Consider the following 16,361-nt stretch of genomic DNA (forward strand, 5'->3'; position numbering starts at 1 on the left):
CTCTACACAACATCCTTAGTTAAGGATTTCAATCCGACGCGGTTTCGCCTCTTCAGGAACGATACGCTCCAGATCGATGCTCAACAGGCCCAGTTCGAGACGCGCATCGCGCACCACGATGTGATCGGCCAGCTGGAATTTGCGTTCGAAGTTACGCTCGGCGATACCCTGATACAGGTACTTACGCTCCGGCTGCTCTTCCGGATGCGCGCCGCGAATAACCAGCACGTTGTCGTGTGAGGTGATATCTAACTCGCTCTGGGCAAAGCCCGCCACGGCAATGGTGATGCGATAGTGGTTTTCATCCACCAGCTCAACGTTATACGGAGGATAGCCACCATTGGCCTGGTTCTGGTTGGACTCAAGCAGACTAAACAGACGGTCGAAACCAATAGCAGAACGATAAAGCGGAGTGAGATCAAAGTTACGCATAAAAAGACTCCTGAAAATCAGCAAGTTTTGGCAACCTTCCACCATGGACAGGTTGTGCGGCCCACGCTTGTCCCTATCGGCGACAGCCGTGCGACCGTTACCTAAAAATGGGTGCGGCAGCTTCGCTTTCAAGGGCAGTAGGTATTTTTTGCAGCAATTTTGACGAAATAGCATACACTCAGGAATTCTTCGCCTGCATCGCACGACATCGCCACAGAGCTTTGCTGCAGCAGGAGACACACTCCAGCCAGACGTGATGGCTGAAGGGATGATGAAATGAAAATGATGAAAAGCTTTCCGCTCACAGGCCTGCTGGTCTGCGGCGTGTTGACTACCTCAGGTTGCTCCAGCGTCATGTCTCACACCGGCGCCAGTCAGGGTTATTATCCTGGCACCCGTGCCAGCGCGGATTTGATCGCCGACGACAATACCAGCTGGGTGATTAAACCGCTGGCAGTCATCGATTTACCGTTTTCGGCGGTGATGGATACGGTGTTATTGCCATGGGATTACTTCCGCTCCGACCACGATTCTGCACGTGAACGGGTACTGCAAAGCGAAAAAATGTCTGGCACCGACGCCAGCCTGGCAACAGCAGCGGCTATGCCTGCGACGTCGCACTGACGCAGAACAGCTGACGCCAGCCCTCAACGTCTCGCATATAAGCGATGTGTTTGCCGTCCGGCGACCAGACCACCGCATCACCTGATGGTGGCTGTTCGCTGCGCCGGGTGAGTCGTGTGCATTTCCCTGTCTCCACGTCACAGCGCATCACGCGGTTATCGCAGATAAAGGCGATGGCTTCGCCTGATGGCTGCCAGCTGAATGCCGATTGAATACTGCTGTTGAGATGGGTGATCTGACGCGGAATACCGCCATTTGGCGACACACTCCACAGTTGCACCACCTCTTGATCGTCTGCCATCAGGAACGCGATAGCGCTGCCGTCCGGTGACGCGCGCAACCAGTGGCGTGGCTGCAACGCGACGCCTTTGCTTTGCGTGATGCGGCGTTGCTGTACGCCGGCAGGCGGCGCAGGCAGTTTATCCGCCGTACCCTGCAACGGCGATGCGCCAGGTTTGGCGTAATCACTCAGCGCCTCAGGCAAATCCACCACAAACACTTCCGGCACTTTATCGCCATTGGCGTTACGCGTATCACCGATAAAGGCCAGCGCCCAGCGCTGCCAGCTGCCGTCAGGTTTTTGATATCCACGCTCGCCAATCCAGCCCTCTTCATAAGCGCGGTCAATCTGATCGCTGCCCGCCTGCGGATCACGTTGCGTCTGGCTCACCAGCACGCAGTAATGGCTACCCTCATATTCCCGAGGATGCTGTTTTGGCGGACACACCGGATGCAGCGGCACGGCCACGCCGACATTACGCAGATCCTCACGCGCATCCTTTTCATGCATCACATGATCGTTGTAGGTAAAGCTCAGGCGCGATCCATCCGGGCTGAAGACGTGGACATGTGAGCCGCCGCGTAATGCGCCCGGCGTGTAGGGCGCGGTGATGTCACAAGCATCGAGATTTTCCGCGTTACCCTGCTGCACGATCACGCCACGACGATGATGGAAATCGTAGTGCCAATGCGCATCCGGATGCTCCGGACCGTGAATACACACGTAGCGCGGCGGCAGATCCGGGCTGACGGTGACCACGCCGACATGAGCGCCATCGCGCGCCTGATACAGCACCTCGACCGCGCCGCTCGCAATATTGACGCGTTCAATGGTGAGACTGGTAAAAGAGGCACCGGATGGACGCACATCAAACGCCAGCCATTGGCTGTCCGCGGTCCAGACGTTGATATTGGTAAGCTGATGCTGACGCTGTGCAAAGGTGAGCTGTTTTTCTGACATGAGGCAACCTTACATCCAACTGTTGCCGAACAAACTACGCGATTATGAGGTGAGGTGCAGCAGGCGTGGCGCAATAATTTGCGAACAGATCGCGCAATAAATTGCGCCGCTACGCATCGCAGGACGTTGTAGCGGCGTGATTTATCGCGCGATATCCATCACCCAACCCGCTTCACATCCCCAACCAGCAAGATATACGATAACGCCCCGACCAACGCCACAGCAGAGATATACACCAGCGCTGGGGCAAAGCCGTAATCCTGCGCCAGATAGCCCACCACCAGCGGAACAGTGATGCCACCCAAACCACCGATAAAGTTGAACATCCCACCGGTTAAACCAATCAGGCGAACCGGAGCCAGCGATGACACCAGTGACCAGGTGATTGAGGCGAAACCGTTGCCGAAGAAGGCGATGGCCATCAGCGTCATAATCCACACCGGATCGTTAGTGTAATTGGCACCCATGATGCAGGTGGAAATTAGCAATCCGCAAATAATCGGGGTTTTACGGGCAAAACCCAGCGAACGACCGCTGCGCACCAGGCGATCCGCCACGATACCGGACAGGATCACCCCGACAAAGGCGGCGAGGAACGGCACAGTAGTCATAAAGCCCGCCGTCAGCGCGGAAATATGCTTTTCCTGCGTCAGGTAGTTAGGGAACCAGGTCAGGAAAAACCACAGCGTAGAGGTCACCGCAAACTGACCGAGATACACGCCGCACAGCTTGCGATGGAACACCAGTTTCCAGTCGGCCGCAGTGAGTTTGGTACGCGTTTTTTTCGCGGCGGGCGCATCACCCTCCACCATCGCGCCACCTTCACGGATGTAGTCCAGCTCTGCCTGATTAATGCCTTTGCTCTGGTTCGGCGCCTGATAGAACTTGATCCACACCAGCGACCAGATGATACCGATAGCACCGGTGATGATGAACACCCAGTGCCAGCTCAACAGTTCCTGAATCCAGATCAGCAGTGGCGTGAGGAACGCGAGTCCGACAAATTGGCCGGAAGTGTAAAACCCAACCGCAGAAGCACGTTCGCTCTCCGGGAACCAACTGGTCACCAGGCGATTGTTGGTCGGGAACGCCGGGGCTTCAAAGATGCCAGTGATGGCACGCAGACCAATCAGCGAGAGTAATCCTGTGGCAAAGCCCTGGAATAATGTGGCAACCGACCAGCCGAAGATGGCAATAAAATAGGTCAGGCGCGAGCCGACGCGATCAAGGAACCAGCCACCAGGAATCTGGCACAGCGTATATAGCCAGGCAAAGGCGGAAAAGACATATCCCATCTCCGCTTTGCTGATACCGAACTCTTCCTGAATATGGGCAGACGCCACCGCTAAATTGGCGCGATCGACGTAGCAAATCACTACCGTAATAAAGATCATCAGCAGCGTAATATAACGACGCCGTGTCGGTTTGGCCTGAACAGCAGAGAGATCCATGGTGTTTCTCCGTAAAGGGTCGTGTAGGGACAACGTTTTCGAATATAAAAACCGCCCGGGCGGTAAAGTGTGTGTGCCGGAAAAAGGCTGAGCGAGGCCCTATGCCTTATTTCACCGGCATATGTTTATCTAAAAAATTTTATAAATTCTTATACCCTAAATAATTCCAGGTGCATTAAGGCGGCAAGGGAATGAATCCCCAGGAGCTTGCTCAAGTCAGTGACTGGAGTGAATGAGCACAACTAACGCATCTGCAGCTTAAAGGATGACGGGTATTACCATTCAGCGACCGATCCGTCAGGGAAACGCCACAATGGATTGCGCCAGTCCGGTGCATTTTTACTTCTTTCAATCACCAGTTCTTCGTTAATTTCCACGCCGAGGCCCGGTTTATTCAACGGATAGAAGTGACCATCATCCATTTTGAAATCATCTTTATTGATGACGTAATCCAGCAGTTCAGCACCCTGATTATAGTGAATGCCCATGCTCTGCTCCTGGAACACCGCGTTGCGTGACACGAAGTCAACGTGCAGGCAGGCAGCCAAAGCAATCGGGCCGAGCGGACAGTGCGGTGCCAGCGCCACATCGTAAGATTCGGCCATTGCGGCAATTTTGTAGCACTCGGTGATACCGCCAGCATGTGACAGATCCGGCTGCAGAATCGCCAGGCCACCTGCTTCAAGCACGCGTTTGAACTCGAAGCGCGAGAACATGCGCTCGCCTGCCGCAATCGGAATATGGGTTTGTGCCGCCAGACGCGGATAGTATTCCGCCTGCTCCGCCAGTACCGGTTCTTCAATAAACAGCGGACGATAAGGCTCCAGTTCTTTGATCAGGACTTTCGCCATTGGCGCACTGACGCGACCGTGGAAATCGAGGCCGAACTCAATCTCTTTGCCAAAGGCTTCGCGAATCTGTGCCACGGTGTTCACTGCCGCATCCACTTTGCGCGCATTATCGATGATGCCCATCTCTTCACAGCCATTCAGCTTAAAAGTGTCGAAGCCAATCTTGCGCAGTTTCTTGATGCCATCGACCACTTCTTCCGGACGATCGCCGCCCACCCAGCTGTAAGCCTTGATGCTGTCACGCACCAGACCACCAAGCAGTTGATACACCGGCACACCGAGCGCTTTGCCTTTGATATCCCACAATGCCTGATCGATACCGGCGATGGCGCTCATCAAAATTGGGCCGCCGCGATAGAATCCGCCGCGATACATCACCTGCCATAAATCGTTGATGCGGGCCGGATCCTGGCCAATCAGATATTCCGACAGTTCATGCACGGCCGCTTCTACGCTGCGCGCGCGGCCTTCAATCACCGGCTCGCCCCAGCCGACAATGCCTTCGTCAGTTTCGATTTTCAGGAACATCCAGCGCGGCGGCAGGCGATAAGTGGTCAGTTTGGTAATTTTCATCGTACAGCGTCCTTATAAGCAGCAATAAATGCGCGAGCTTTCTCCACAGTGCGCGATAGCGGCTGACCAGCGCGATAGAGATCGCTGCCCAAACCCGCGCCAATGCAGCCTGCGGCCATAAATTCATGCAAGTTTTCCGGCGTGATTCCGCCCACCGCAAACACCGGCACTTCCGGTGGCAGCACGGCTTTCAGGGCTTTGATATAGCCCGGACCAAACGCGGATGACGGAAAGATTTTCAGTGCCTGCGCGCCCGCCTGCAGTGCAGTAAACGCTTCAGTGGCGGTGGCGCAACCGGCCGCAACCGTCATGCCTTTAGCCACCGCCTGGCGAATCACTGCCGCATCGGTGTTCGGCGTCACCACCAGCTTGCTGTTGAGCGTGGCCAGTTCATCGACTTGCGCCGGGTTCAGCACGGTACCCGCACCGATCAGGGCTTTATCGCCGAACGTTTGCACCATCGCGCCAATGCTCTTGGCCCAATCCGGTGAATTGAGCGGAATCTCGATGGCGTCGAATCCCGCTTCAATCAGCGCGCCCACGTGCGCTTCTGCCTCGTCTGGCGTGATGCCGCGTAAGATGGCGATCAGCGGTAATTTAGTTTGCCAGGTCATCTGCAATACTCCTTATTCCATGCTGGAACGCACGATCGCCTTCCAAAGTGACTGAATCCACACCGATAAACTGCAGCGCCTGCTGATAGCGTTGCGCCAGCGCGTTCCCGGCGATAATGATGATCGGTTGGCTGCGATCCGCGTGTTGCGTCATCAGCGCCACTTCATGGCCAATCAAAAGGCCGGATAGAAAATCGCTGATATGGCGGCGATCGCGCGCGCCCAACACATGAGAAGCACGCACTTCGAACAGCCGGGAAAGGATCGATGCGTCGTGACTGCCGACCGTTAAACCTTCACGGAAAGCGGCGGGACTCTCTTCCTGCTCCGGCAATCCGGCACCGATTAGTGACTGTTTCAGCAACAGATGATGCAGTTCGCCGGTCATCACGGTGCGAAAATCTATTACCTGATGGCCTTCAACCTGAACCCATTTGGCATGCGTGCCGGGCATCACATATTGCGGTGATGGCTGTAATGCCAGCGCGCCGAGCAGTTGTGTCTCTTCTCCACGCATCACGTTGTAGTTATCAGCACGTTCGACGCTCAATCCCGGCACGATCCACGCTTTTTCATCAACGCGCGTCAAGCGGCTGCTGAGTTGGTCCAGTGATACCGGGCAAGACAGATAAGGCACCGAGAGCCAGCCCGCGTTGCTGCCGACCATCCCCGCCATCACCACCGGCACGTCATTCACTGGCCAGCCGTCAGTCACACTGGCAAAAACTTCAGCGGGTGTGCGTCCACCCAGACGCGTGACGCCCGCTTCTGACCGGCGCTCATCAACGCAATTGCCCTGCTGATAATGCCAGGCACGCAGATTGGTTGAGCCCCAGTCAATCGCGATATAGCTGGTCACATAATCTCCTTGAGTCGGGCGGTTGAGCTGGCGATCATCGCTTTGGCCGCCTGCTCTGCCGCATCACCATCCTGATGTCGGATGGCATCAAATAGCGCTTTGTGTTCGGCTAAAGTGCGCGGCATGTTGCCGGAATCCGCCATGTAGGTTTTGGTAAACACCGCTTTCTGCAACTGACTGATCGCTACATTGAGCTGTTGCAGCACCGGATTGTGCACCGAGGCCAGTACCGCTTCGTGGTAGCGAATATCGGCCTCGTTAAAGGCTTCCCGATCGAGATGATGGGCAACCATGTCGTTGTAAGCCTGCTCAATCGCCGCCAGATCGGTTGAGGTCGCGCGTTCCGCCGACCAGCGTGCAATTTGTGGTTCCACCAGCACGCGCACTTCACTCATGGCTGCAATCAATCTGGGATCCTGATCGTGCGCCAGCGCCCACTGCAGGACATCACTATCGAGGTAATTCCACTGATTGCGCGGGGTAACAAACGCACCGCGATAGCGCTTCATCTCCATCAGCCGTTTTGCCATCAACGAGCGAAACACTTCGCGGATGATGTTGCGTGAGGTGCTGAAGCGCTCACACAACTCGGCTTCAGCAGGCAGCGCGGCGCCCGGCACATACTTCCCTGCGACAATTTCTTCACCCAGCGTCAGGATGATGCGCTCGGTTTTGCTTAATTGTTCTTGCGTCATGATGTTCCATTCATTGAAAGGCAGTAGCCCATCAGATTACTGTTTTCGACACGTGAAAACTAACCGATACCATACGCCATGACGCCGATTGTAGTACTAACCATGTTAGTTGTACTACAATCTGGATCACATAATAGACAATTCGGATGCGCATGAATGCGCACCTTACGGACACCGGAACGATCATTCGCAGTGTCGCCCTTTGTGGCGACCGATGAGCATTTAAAGGATGAACTCAGAGAGGCGGGCAGCAGCGCGCTGCCCGCAAACGAAAGGATTACAGCACTAACTCTTCAATGGCATGCGCGACGCCATCTTCCATGTTGGTTTTGGTGACGAACTGCGCAACATTCTTGACTGAATCAATGGCATTGCCCATCGCCACGCCGGTTCCGGCATACTCAATCATCGCCAGGTCGTTTTCCTGATCGCCAATCGCCATCACTTCCGACTGCTGCAGGCCAAGTTTGTCCGCCAGCATTTTCACGCCGTAGCCTTTGTTGACCAGTGGGTTGAGGATTTCGAGATAGTACGGCGCGCTCTTCAAGATGGTGTAGCTATCACGGGCGCGCGCAGGTAAACCGGCAATCGCTTTATCCAGCAGATGTGGCTTGTCGATCATCATCAGTTTCGGGAAGCGTGTGGCCGGGTCCATCTCTTGCACCGCGCGGTAGCGCACCGGAATGCCGGTCAGGCTGGCTTCGTGAATGGTGTATTCGCTGATGTCTTTGTTTGGCGTGTAGAGAAAGGATTTGTCGAACGCCTGGAAATGCACGCCGAGGTCGCGCGCCAGCTGTTCCAGATAGAGATAGTCATCAAAGCTCAGCGTTTTTTCCGCCACCACATCACCGTTAGCCGCGCTATGCACCAAGGCACCGTTGTTACTGATGCAGTACTGACCGGGCTGCTGCATATCGAGTTCCATCAGATAGCGCTCAATGCCGACCAATGGACGACCGGTCGCCAGCACGATGGAGACCCCTTTGTCGCGCGCGCGACCAATCGCCGATTTCACCGCCGCCGTCACTTCGTGCTGCGGGTTGAGCAGCGTGCCGTCCATATCGATCGCAATCAATTTTATCGCCATAACATCCTCGGTTAAGTCAGAGTTTGTTTAATGCTAGCGCGATTCAGCTCACATTGACCAGTTAATCGACAAACGACGGCACTTCAGGCTATTTTGCGGTCAGCGGCTTACGGACAAACAAGCCATAGCTCAGCGCCCCCAGCATCAACAACCCCGCACCCAGCAAGAATACGTTGGTAAATTTGCCGGTAGTATCGAGGATGATGCCCGTGACGATGGGTGCCATTGCTGCGCCGAGGAAGCCACCAAAGTTCTGAATCGCACCCAGTGAAGCAACCTGAGACTTTGGTGCAATGTCACTGGCCAGCGTCCAAAGTGCCCCTTGTGGCATCTGTGAGAAGAAGTAGCCCATGGCGAGGAGCGCGATCGCCAACGGCGTGCTATCCACAAAAGGGATCGGTGCCACGAAGCAGGCGGCTAATGCCGCGCCGGTCACAATCGGAACTTTACGCGCGGTGATGGCCCGCACACCGCGACGCACTAAACGATCCGACATCATGCCGCCCACCAGAACACCCAAAATCCCGGCGAAGAACGGAATGGAGGCGATCCAACCGGTGGCTTTCAGACTGAAACCAAGGGATTTCTCTAAATAACCCGGCAGCCAGGTCAGATAAACCCAAATGGTGAACATAATGGAGAAGTTACCGATCACCATAAACCACGTGGTGCTATGGCGGAACAGTGCGCCCCAACTGGCCTGCGCCTTCTCTTCTGGTGCAGCGACACTGCGCTGACCAGCGTGCAGCAATGCATCTTCACGCGCATCTGGATCACGATAAAACTTCCACCACGCCAGTAGCAACGGAATGCCCATTAAACCAATGGCGACAAACATGCCACGCCAGCCTAACGTCAGCAGAAGCACGGTCAGAATCGGCGGGGCGATGGCGTTGGCGATTTGCGAACCGGTATTGATGATCGCGGTGGGTAAGCCGCGTTCGTTATCGCCGAACCAGCGATGGGTGATCTTGATCCCCGAGGTGAAAAACGGCGATTCAGCGACGCCTAGCATCATGCGTAAACCGTAGAAAAAGCTGTAGCTGTTCACAAATGCCGCCAGCACCGTAAAGGTGGACCATAAGCCGAGTGCCCACGAGAACATTTTCCTTGGGCCAAACTTATCCACCAGCCAGCCAGCGGGTAAATTCGCCAGAGCATAAGGCCAGAGAAACGCGGAGAGTAATAAGCCCATTTCAGTTTGTGAGAAACCAAATTCAGCGGCAATGGTGGTGTTGGCGATACTGAGGTTGGCGCGATCAAGATAGTTCACCACCGCCGCCAGCAGCAGCAGGAGCACAATGCCCCAGCGCAGTTTACCTAAGGCTGTCGGCTGGGTAATGGTCGCATCGGACAAGGTATGCGCAGAGGGTTTCATGACGCCTCCTGCGGAGCAGTAAACAAGTCGAGATGAATTTTAATCACCGCTTTGCGGATACGCTGCACGTCTGGCGCGGCGCAGCATGGACGATGCACATCGTGCGGGAAAAACAGCGCGAACTGGCCTGCCGTTAGGGTGATCATCGATTCATCGATGGTGTCGTGATAAAACACCACATCTCGTTCGCTACGCAGATCTTCAGTAATGACATGCTGCGGATGCGCACGCGCTACGCCGATACTTTCACGCCCGGCGAGCAGATACTGAATATCGACATAGTTAAAGTGCGATTCCGCACGACGGTCACTCGCCGGCTCTGTCTCCATTTCCTGCACCAGACAGAACATTTGGTTATTGGGCAGCAAATCATACTTCCCTGCTTCCAGCTGGCTGAAATCGGTATCTGCAATCCAGCGAATAGCCTGGTCAACTATGGGATGAAAAGCGTGGCGCTCGCGCGTCCAGTCAAGTCGATCGCATACAATCATGATGTTTTCCCGTGTCGTTATCGTTAGAGGGTTCAGGTACAGCGGGAGGATAAACATCCTCCCTAAGAGGTTTTATTTGGCTACACGTGCCTGCCACAACGCGCTGCCATCATGGATTTGATCGAGCAGTACGCCCAACCCCCAAAATTTTTCCAACACGTTGTCTTTGTTTACGCGGCAGTGCTCACTGGCGAACGTGCCCAGGCGCTGATGGTAAATCTTGGCGTTTTTTGGATAGCCGAGCGTTTCAGTCACGGCGCTGAGCGAGAGGAACAGCGACAGTTCGTGGGCTTTTTCCGGCTGCTGTGCGCGTGGTGATACAGCCAGTGATACAGGCCCGGATGGAAGTTAGTGAATACACCGCTGAAGCCTTTGGATCCCGCCTGTATCGCCGGCCAGGCAATCGCTGCGTTGGCATTGATGATGGCAAGTGGCGTGCCTGCGGCCAGCTTGACGCGTCGCTCAACAGTTGGCAGATCGCAGCTCACATCTTTCAGCACCACAAAACGGCCGCTGTTTGCACAGAAGCTGAACTCTTCATCACTCAACAGTCGACGATACGGCGCCGGGCACTCATAAAGCCCCAATGGCATGTCAGCGGGTAAGGCTTCCAACAAATGGTTGAGATGGGTATAGAATGTTTCACTGCCCTGATTTTTTGGATCGAGATGGTTGGTCACCAATACCAACGCATCAATCCCGGTCGTAGCCATTGCCTGCAGTTCTTTGGTTTGTTCTGTCAGATCATCGCTGATGTGCCCAGAGGCGATAACAGGCACTTGACCCTTCACTTTTTCCACCACGAAGCGAGCCAAATTCACACGCTCCTCAAGGCTGAGATATTGCATCTCGCTTGACTGACACACCGCGAACAGTGCATCAACGCCCTCTTGCAAATACCAGCGGATTAACTTCTCCAGACCGGAATAATCTATCTGATTATCAGAGGTAAACGGGGTCAGCATGACCGGTACAATGCCTTCGATCTTTTTCATCATCTCTCCTGCCGGCGAATAGCCGCTGTAATTATTTATCTGGTTTATCGTTGTTGAAGTCGTGTCATCACCTGTTGGCGATCGGGCATGTTGCTTGCCCCCTCTCGCTCAACAGCCAGTGAAGCAAAGGCAGATGCCCAGGTCGCCGCGTGCAACAAGCTCTGACCCTGAGCGAGTGCCGCCGCCAGCGCACCGTTGAATGCATCACCGGCGCCCGTGGTATCCACACTGAGCGCAGGAAATGCTGGAATATGGTGAAATTGTTGGTTATCAAGCAGCAGGGCACCGCACGACCCCATGGTGATGATCACCCTTCGGGCTCCCAGCGCGACAATGGCTTGGGCAGCGGCACGCGCGCTGGTGACATCATGGATTTCAATGCCAGAAAGGCGCGAAGCCTCTGTTTCGTTTGGCGTGAGCACATCGATCATTGGCAGACAACTCACCACATCAGGGGAAAACGGCGCGGGGTTCATAATGACGCGCACGCCCATGGTGTGTGCGAGGCGGATAGCGCTGCGGGTGGCTTCAAAATTGTTTTCCAACTGCAGTAACATCACATCCGCATCGGTTAATTCGTGTGTGAGTTCGGCAATCTCTTCATCTGTGATGGTTTTGTTGGCGCCCGAGTAGATAGCAATCATGTTCTCGCCATTTTCTTGCGAGACATAAATGATGGCGCTGCCCGTGGGTTCGGTATCGGTCTGATAAAGACGAAAGGAGTGAATATCGGAGGCGGAGAGATGATCGAATGCGAACTGGCTGAATTGATCGTTACCGACTTTGGCCACAAAATGGACGCGCGTACCTGCACAACTGGCTGCCATCGCCTGATTTGCGCCTTTACCGCCCGGGCCTAACGTACTCCCTAAGGCCATCAGCGATTCACCGCTTTGCGGAAATTGCGCCACTTTAGCGACAATATCGACGTTAAAGGCACCAAGAATGCAGACTTTCCCTTGCTTACCAGATGACTTCAACGCCCCTTTACGGGATTGCAGACGTTGCAGTAACACTTCAAAGTTACCGCTTTCACTAATGAGTTTTTCCTGCAGATTGCGACGCAACGCAATCGCTCCACCATAGCAACGCTGCACCAAGCCCTGTTGGGCCAGCGCACTAAGATCGGTACGAATGGTTTCTCTTGTCACGCCTAGTTGGCTTGCCAGCCCATTGACCGTGACCCGTTCGTGCTCATCCAGCCAATGCAAAATTTGGCTACGTCGTTCTTCCAAAAACATGTGCTTTCCTCCGCTTCGCCCGCAAGCGTAAGGGAGACGACTGTTTATGAAAGTGATGCGGATCTCAGCACTCGGGAAAAAACGGAAGCAAACAAAAGCGAATGCAGATGTTTTTCAAGGAAAAAGAAGATTGTCGGGCGGATAACAAAATATGAGGCATAAAAAAACCCTTCCCGGCTGGGAAGGGTTGATAGGGTACATCAGATATCGATGTTAGCGGCTTTCAGCGCGTTCTCTTCGATGAAGGCGCGGCGCGGTTCTACCGCATCGCCCATCAGCGTGGTGAACAGCTGGTCAGCAGCGATGGCATCTTTGATGGTGACGCGCAGCATGCGACGACTGTCTGGATCCATGGTGGTTTCCCACAGCTGCTCTGGGTTCATCTCGCCCAGACCTTTATAGCGCTGGACTGACAGACCACGGCGCGACTCTTTCACCAGCCACTCAATCGCCTGCTCGAAGCTGGCCACTGGCTGACGACGCTCGCCACGTTCGATATACGCATCTTCTTCGATCAGGCCGCGCAGCTGCTCGCCCAAACCACAGATTTTGCGGTATTCCGGTCCATCGATGAACTCGCTGTCCATCGGATAGTCGGTATCGACACCGTGCGTACGCACACGCAGAACTGGTTCGAACAGGTTCAGTTCGCTGTTAGTGCGCACGTGCGCCATGTAGCTGCTGCCGTGCGCTTCGCGCTCGGTCAGGTAAGCGACTAAGCCCTCAATCCAGCCCTTCACCACGCCTTCATCAGCGAGGTCGCTCAGGGTTGGATGATAAATCAGGCCACGCAGCATTGCCGTTGGGAAACGACGTTCCATACGCTTGATCATGCGCTGGGTGCTGTTGAAATCGCCCACCAGATTTTCCAGCGGCTGGCCGCCAAGCGCCGGTGCGCTGGCGTTGGTGTGCAGCGTTGCACCATCCAATGCGATAGCGATCTGATACTGATCCATCGCTTCGTCATCTTTAATGTACTGTTCTTGCTTGCCTTTCTTCACTTTATACAGAGGCGGCTGAGCAATATAGACATGGCCACGTTCCACAATTTCCGGCATCTGACGGTAGAAGAAGGTCAACAGCAGCGTACGGATGTGCGAGCCATCGACGTCCGCATCGGTCATGATGATGATGCTGTGATAACGCAGTTTATCCGGGTTGTATTCGTCACGACCAATACCACAACCAAGTGCGGTAATCAGGGTGGCGACTTCCTGCGAAGCGAGCATCTTGTCGAAACGCGCTTTCTCCACGTTCAGGATTTTACCTTTCAGTGGCAGAATCGCCTGATTCTTACGGTTACGTCCCTGCTTGGCAGAGCCGCCCGCTGAGTCCCCTTCCACTAAGTAGATTTCAGACAGAGCAGGGTCACGTTCCTGGCAATCTGCCAGTTTGCCCGGCAGGCCAGCCAAATCCAGTGCGCCTTTACGACGCGTCATTTCACGAGCACGACGAGCCGCTTCACGCGCACGGGCCGCATCGATAATTTTACCGACTACGATTTTGGCGTCTGATGGGTTTTCCAGCAGGTATTCGCTCAGCAGTTCGTTCATCTGCTGCTCAACCGCGGATTTCACCTCAGAAGAGACCAGCTTGTCTTTGGTCTGTGAGGAGAACTTCGGATCCGGCACTTTCACCGAGACCACGGCAATCAGGCCTTCACGCGCATCATCACCCGTTGCGCTGATTTTGGCTTTTTTGCTGTAGCCTTCTTTATCCATGTAGGCATTCATCGTACGCGTCATTGCCGCACGGAAACCGGCCAGATGGGTACCACCATCGCGCTGTGGAATGTTGTTGGTGAAGCAGTAGATGTTTTCCTGGAAACCATCGTTCCACTGCAGCGCCACTTCCACGCCGATGCCGTCTTTCTCAGTAGAGAAATAGAATACGGTTGGGTGAATGGGGGTTTTGTTTTTGTTGAGGTACTCAACAAACGCCTTGATGCCACCTTCATAATGGAAGTGGTCAGCCTTGCCATCACGCTTGTCTTCCAGACGGATGGAGACGCCAGAGTTCAGGAACGACAGTTCACGCAGGCGTTTTGCCAGGATATCGTACTCAAACTCAATCACGTTAGTGAAGGTTTCGTAGCTCGGCCAGAAGCGCACGCGAGTCCCGGTGGCTTCGGTATCGCCGGAGACCGCCAACGGTGCCTGTGGCACGCCGTGCTGATAAACCTGCTGGTGCACTTTGCCTTCACGACGAATCGTCAGCTCCAGTTTCTGCGACAGGGCGTTTACCACTGAAACGCCAACGCCGTGCAGACCACCAGAAACTTTATACGAGTTATCGTCGAACTTACCGCCAGCGTGCAGCACGGTCATGATCACTTCCGCTGCAGAAACACCCTCTTCCGGGTGAATGCCGGTCGGAATACCACGGCCATCATCTTGAACTGAAACAGAATTATCGGCATGAATAGTGACCATAATGTCACTACAGTGACCCGCGAGCGCTTCGTCGATTGCGTTATCCACGACCTCGAATACCATGTGATGCAGACCGGTGCCGTCATCCGTATCGCCGATATACATACCCGGGCGTTTGCGTACCGCATCAAGCCCTTTAAGAACTTTGATACTTGAGGAGTCATAAGAATTCGACATCAACGTTTCTCGCTCATTTAATCTTCAGGTTGAACCGCTATTTTACCCTGTTCCACGCGGAACATCTTGCCCTTTTCGTCACTCATGTCGATTACATGTTCGACACCAATGGCACTGACAAATACCTGAGCCTGCGTGGCTTTCAGGCGCTCGGCAAGCAGCCGACGACGGGTGTCATCCAGCTCCGAAGCGAAGTCATCAATCAGGTACAAACAACGACGTCCACTGCTGAGTGTCAGATACTCGCCCTGCGCTAAACGCAGTGCACACATCAGCAGCTTTAATTGACCGCGTGAGAGTAAATCTTCCACCGGCGTGCCTTCTGCACGAATGCGAAAATCCGCTTTGTGCGGGCCGCTGGCGGTGTAGGTGAGCGCGCGATCGCGCTCAAAATTGCGTTCCAGCAGTTCGGCGTAGTCGCTCTCTTTATCCCAGCCGCGCTGGAATGAAAACGACAGCTCAAACTCTGGTAAAAATTGGCCACAGGTGGCGATGATCTCTTTGGAAATCGCCGCACTGTAGTCTGCGCGCCACTGGCTGATCTGTTCGGCCAGTGGCACCAGTTCTTGATCCCATGGGCGGATCTGGCTGTAGCGCGATACCTGGCGTAACGCGGCATTGCGCTGTTTCATCAGGCGGCGCAGATTATTCCACGCATTGAAGAAGCCGGGTGCGGAATGAAAACAGCCCCAATCGACATAGGCTCGACGATATTTGGGACCGCCGTTGAGCAACGTAAAACCTTCCGGCGTGATCAACTGCATCGGCAGCAATTGCGCCAGCTCAGCCACTTTATGACCATCACTGCCGTCAATGCGTACTTTGCTGTCGCCCGCGCGGTTTTTGGTCAGCCCAACGGACAATTCCCGTTCAGCACCATCAATTCGGCCGTGCAGGACAAAAGCGTCCTGATCATGGCGGATAACGCGTCCAGCTTGCAAACTGCGAAATGCACGACCGTGGCCGAGGGTATAAATCGCCTCCAGCACACTGGTTTTACCGCTGCCGTTAGCGCCCACAAGGAAATTGAAGCCCGGTGCCAGCGTGAGATCGGCCTGCTCGATATTACGGAAATCTTTAATCAGGAGGCGGGTTAAAGCCATGAACGAATCCAGCTGCAGATTAAGAAGTGGTTTTCACCTAACCCTGCAATCGAGGGCGTAAACGGCGAAGCTAGTTTGCGCACGGCCAGCGCGCAGGCCCTGGGAGCATACTGAAGTA

15 protein-coding genes and 1 pseudogene are annotated in these 16,361 nt (G+C 54.6%); 1 reads left to right on the top strand and 15 read right to left on the bottom strand.

The window, feature by feature from the left end; translation table 11 throughout:
• Positions 1-15: 15 nt before the first annotated feature.
• Positions 16-432, bottom strand: a complete 417-nt coding sequence (gene ibpA / locus HA45_RS14370) for a small heat shock chaperone IbpA (RefSeq protein WP_100701655.1) — start codon at positions 430-432, stop codon at positions 16-18.
• Between the two features lie 128 nt (positions 433-560).
• Positions 561-788 carry a hypothetical protein gene (locus HA45_RS27440; protein WP_162288450.1) on the bottom strand — a complete coding sequence of 76 codons (228 nt, stop codon included), beginning with the start codon at positions 786-788 and terminating at the stop codon, positions 561-563.
• Here HA45_RS27440 and HA45_RS14375 point away from each other — a divergent pair.
• Positions 709-1,056, top strand: a complete 348-nt coding sequence (locus tag HA45_RS14375; protein WP_100701593.1) for a YceK/YidQ family lipoprotein — start codon at positions 709-711, stop codon at positions 1,054-1,056. The genes HA45_RS27440 and HA45_RS14375 overlap by 80 nt on opposite strands.
• Here the strand turns inward: HA45_RS14375 and HA45_RS14380 are convergent.
• From HA45_RS14380 to recF, 13 genes and pseudogenes are all read right to left on the bottom strand, one after another.
• The gene (locus tag HA45_RS14380) at positions 1,034-2,296 is read right to left on the bottom strand and encodes a YidR family protein (protein WP_100701594.1); all 1,263 of its coding nucleotides are present in this window, start codon (positions 2,294-2,296) and stop codon (positions 1,034-1,036) included. The two genes, HA45_RS14375 and HA45_RS14380, sit on opposite strands and share 23 nt — an antisense overlap.
• Before the next feature lie 158 nt (positions 2,297-2,454).
• Positions 2,455-3,747, bottom strand: coding sequence for an MFS transporter (locus tag HA45_RS14385; protein ID WP_100701595.1), 1,293 nt, complete (start codon positions 3,745-3,747; stop codon positions 2,455-2,457).
• 275 nt (positions 3,748-4,022) lie between these two features.
• Entirely contained in the window at positions 4,023-5,171 is a 1,149-nt protein-coding gene (dgoD, locus tag HA45_RS14390) for a galactonate dehydratase (RefSeq protein WP_084932873.1), read from the bottom strand.
• The gene (locus HA45_RS14395; RefSeq protein WP_100701596.1) at positions 5,168-5,785 is read right to left on the bottom strand and encodes a 2-dehydro-3-deoxy-6-phosphogalactonate aldolase; all 618 of its coding nucleotides are present in this window, start codon (positions 5,783-5,785) and stop codon (positions 5,168-5,170) included. The genes dgoD and HA45_RS14395 overlap by 4 nt, the downstream gene beginning before the upstream one ends.
• The gene (locus tag HA45_RS14400) at positions 5,769-6,644 is read right to left on the bottom strand and encodes a 2-dehydro-3-deoxygalactonokinase (RefSeq protein ID WP_100701597.1); all 876 of its coding nucleotides are present in this window, start codon (positions 6,642-6,644) and stop codon (positions 5,769-5,771) included. The genes HA45_RS14395 and HA45_RS14400 overlap by 17 nt, the downstream gene beginning before the upstream one ends.
• Complete coding sequence (locus HA45_RS14405) at positions 6,641-7,339, bottom strand: FadR/GntR family transcriptional regulator (RefSeq protein ID WP_100701598.1); 699 nt, start codon at positions 7,337-7,339, stop codon at positions 6,641-6,643. Before HA45_RS14405 ends, HA45_RS14400 begins: the two co-directional genes overlap by 4 nt.
• A gap of 277 nt (positions 7,340-7,616) precedes the next feature.
• The gene (gene yidA / locus HA45_RS14410) at positions 7,617-8,426 is read right to left on the bottom strand and encodes a sugar-phosphatase (RefSeq protein WP_100701599.1); all 810 of its coding nucleotides are present in this window, start codon (positions 8,424-8,426) and stop codon (positions 7,617-7,619) included.
• 88 nt (positions 8,427-8,514) lie between these two features.
• Positions 8,515-9,804, bottom strand: coding sequence for an MFS transporter (locus HA45_RS14415; protein ID WP_100701600.1), 1,290 nt, complete (start codon positions 9,802-9,804; stop codon positions 8,515-8,517).
• Positions 9,801-10,295: a NanQ anomerase/TabA/YiaL family protein gene (locus HA45_RS14420; protein WP_100701601.1), complete on the bottom strand. Its 495-nt coding sequence runs from the start codon at positions 10,293-10,295 to the stop codon at positions 9,801-9,803. Before HA45_RS14420 ends, HA45_RS14415 begins: the two co-directional genes overlap by 4 nt.
• A 72-nt stretch (positions 10,296-10,367) precedes the next feature.
• Positions 10,368-11,290 (bottom strand): annotated as a pseudogene (locus HA45_RS14425) (dihydrodipicolinate synthase family protein).
• Positions 11,291-11,334: 44 nt separating this feature from the next.
• Positions 11,335-12,531 carry a PfkB family carbohydrate kinase gene (locus tag HA45_RS14430; RefSeq protein ID WP_100701603.1) on the bottom strand — a complete coding sequence of 399 codons (1,197 nt, stop codon included), beginning with the start codon at positions 12,529-12,531 and terminating at the stop codon, positions 11,335-11,337.
• Positions 12,532-12,731: 200 nt separating this feature from the next.
• Positions 12,732-15,140, bottom strand: coding sequence for a DNA topoisomerase (ATP-hydrolyzing) subunit B (gene gyrB / locus HA45_RS14435; RefSeq protein WP_100701604.1), 2,409 nt, complete (start codon positions 15,138-15,140; stop codon positions 12,732-12,734).
• A gap of 17 nt (positions 15,141-15,157) precedes the next feature.
• Positions 15,158-16,243, bottom strand: a complete 1,086-nt coding sequence (gene recF / locus HA45_RS14440) for a DNA replication/repair protein RecF (protein WP_100701605.1) — start codon at positions 16,241-16,243, stop codon at positions 15,158-15,160.
• Positions 16,244-16,361 lie beyond the last annotated feature (118 nt).

The sequence above is a fragment of the Pantoea rodasii genome, assembly GCF_002095465.1.
In the GTDB taxonomy this organism is placed as follows: domain Bacteria; phylum Pseudomonadota; class Gammaproteobacteria; order Enterobacterales; family Enterobacteriaceae; genus Pantoea; species Pantoea rodasii.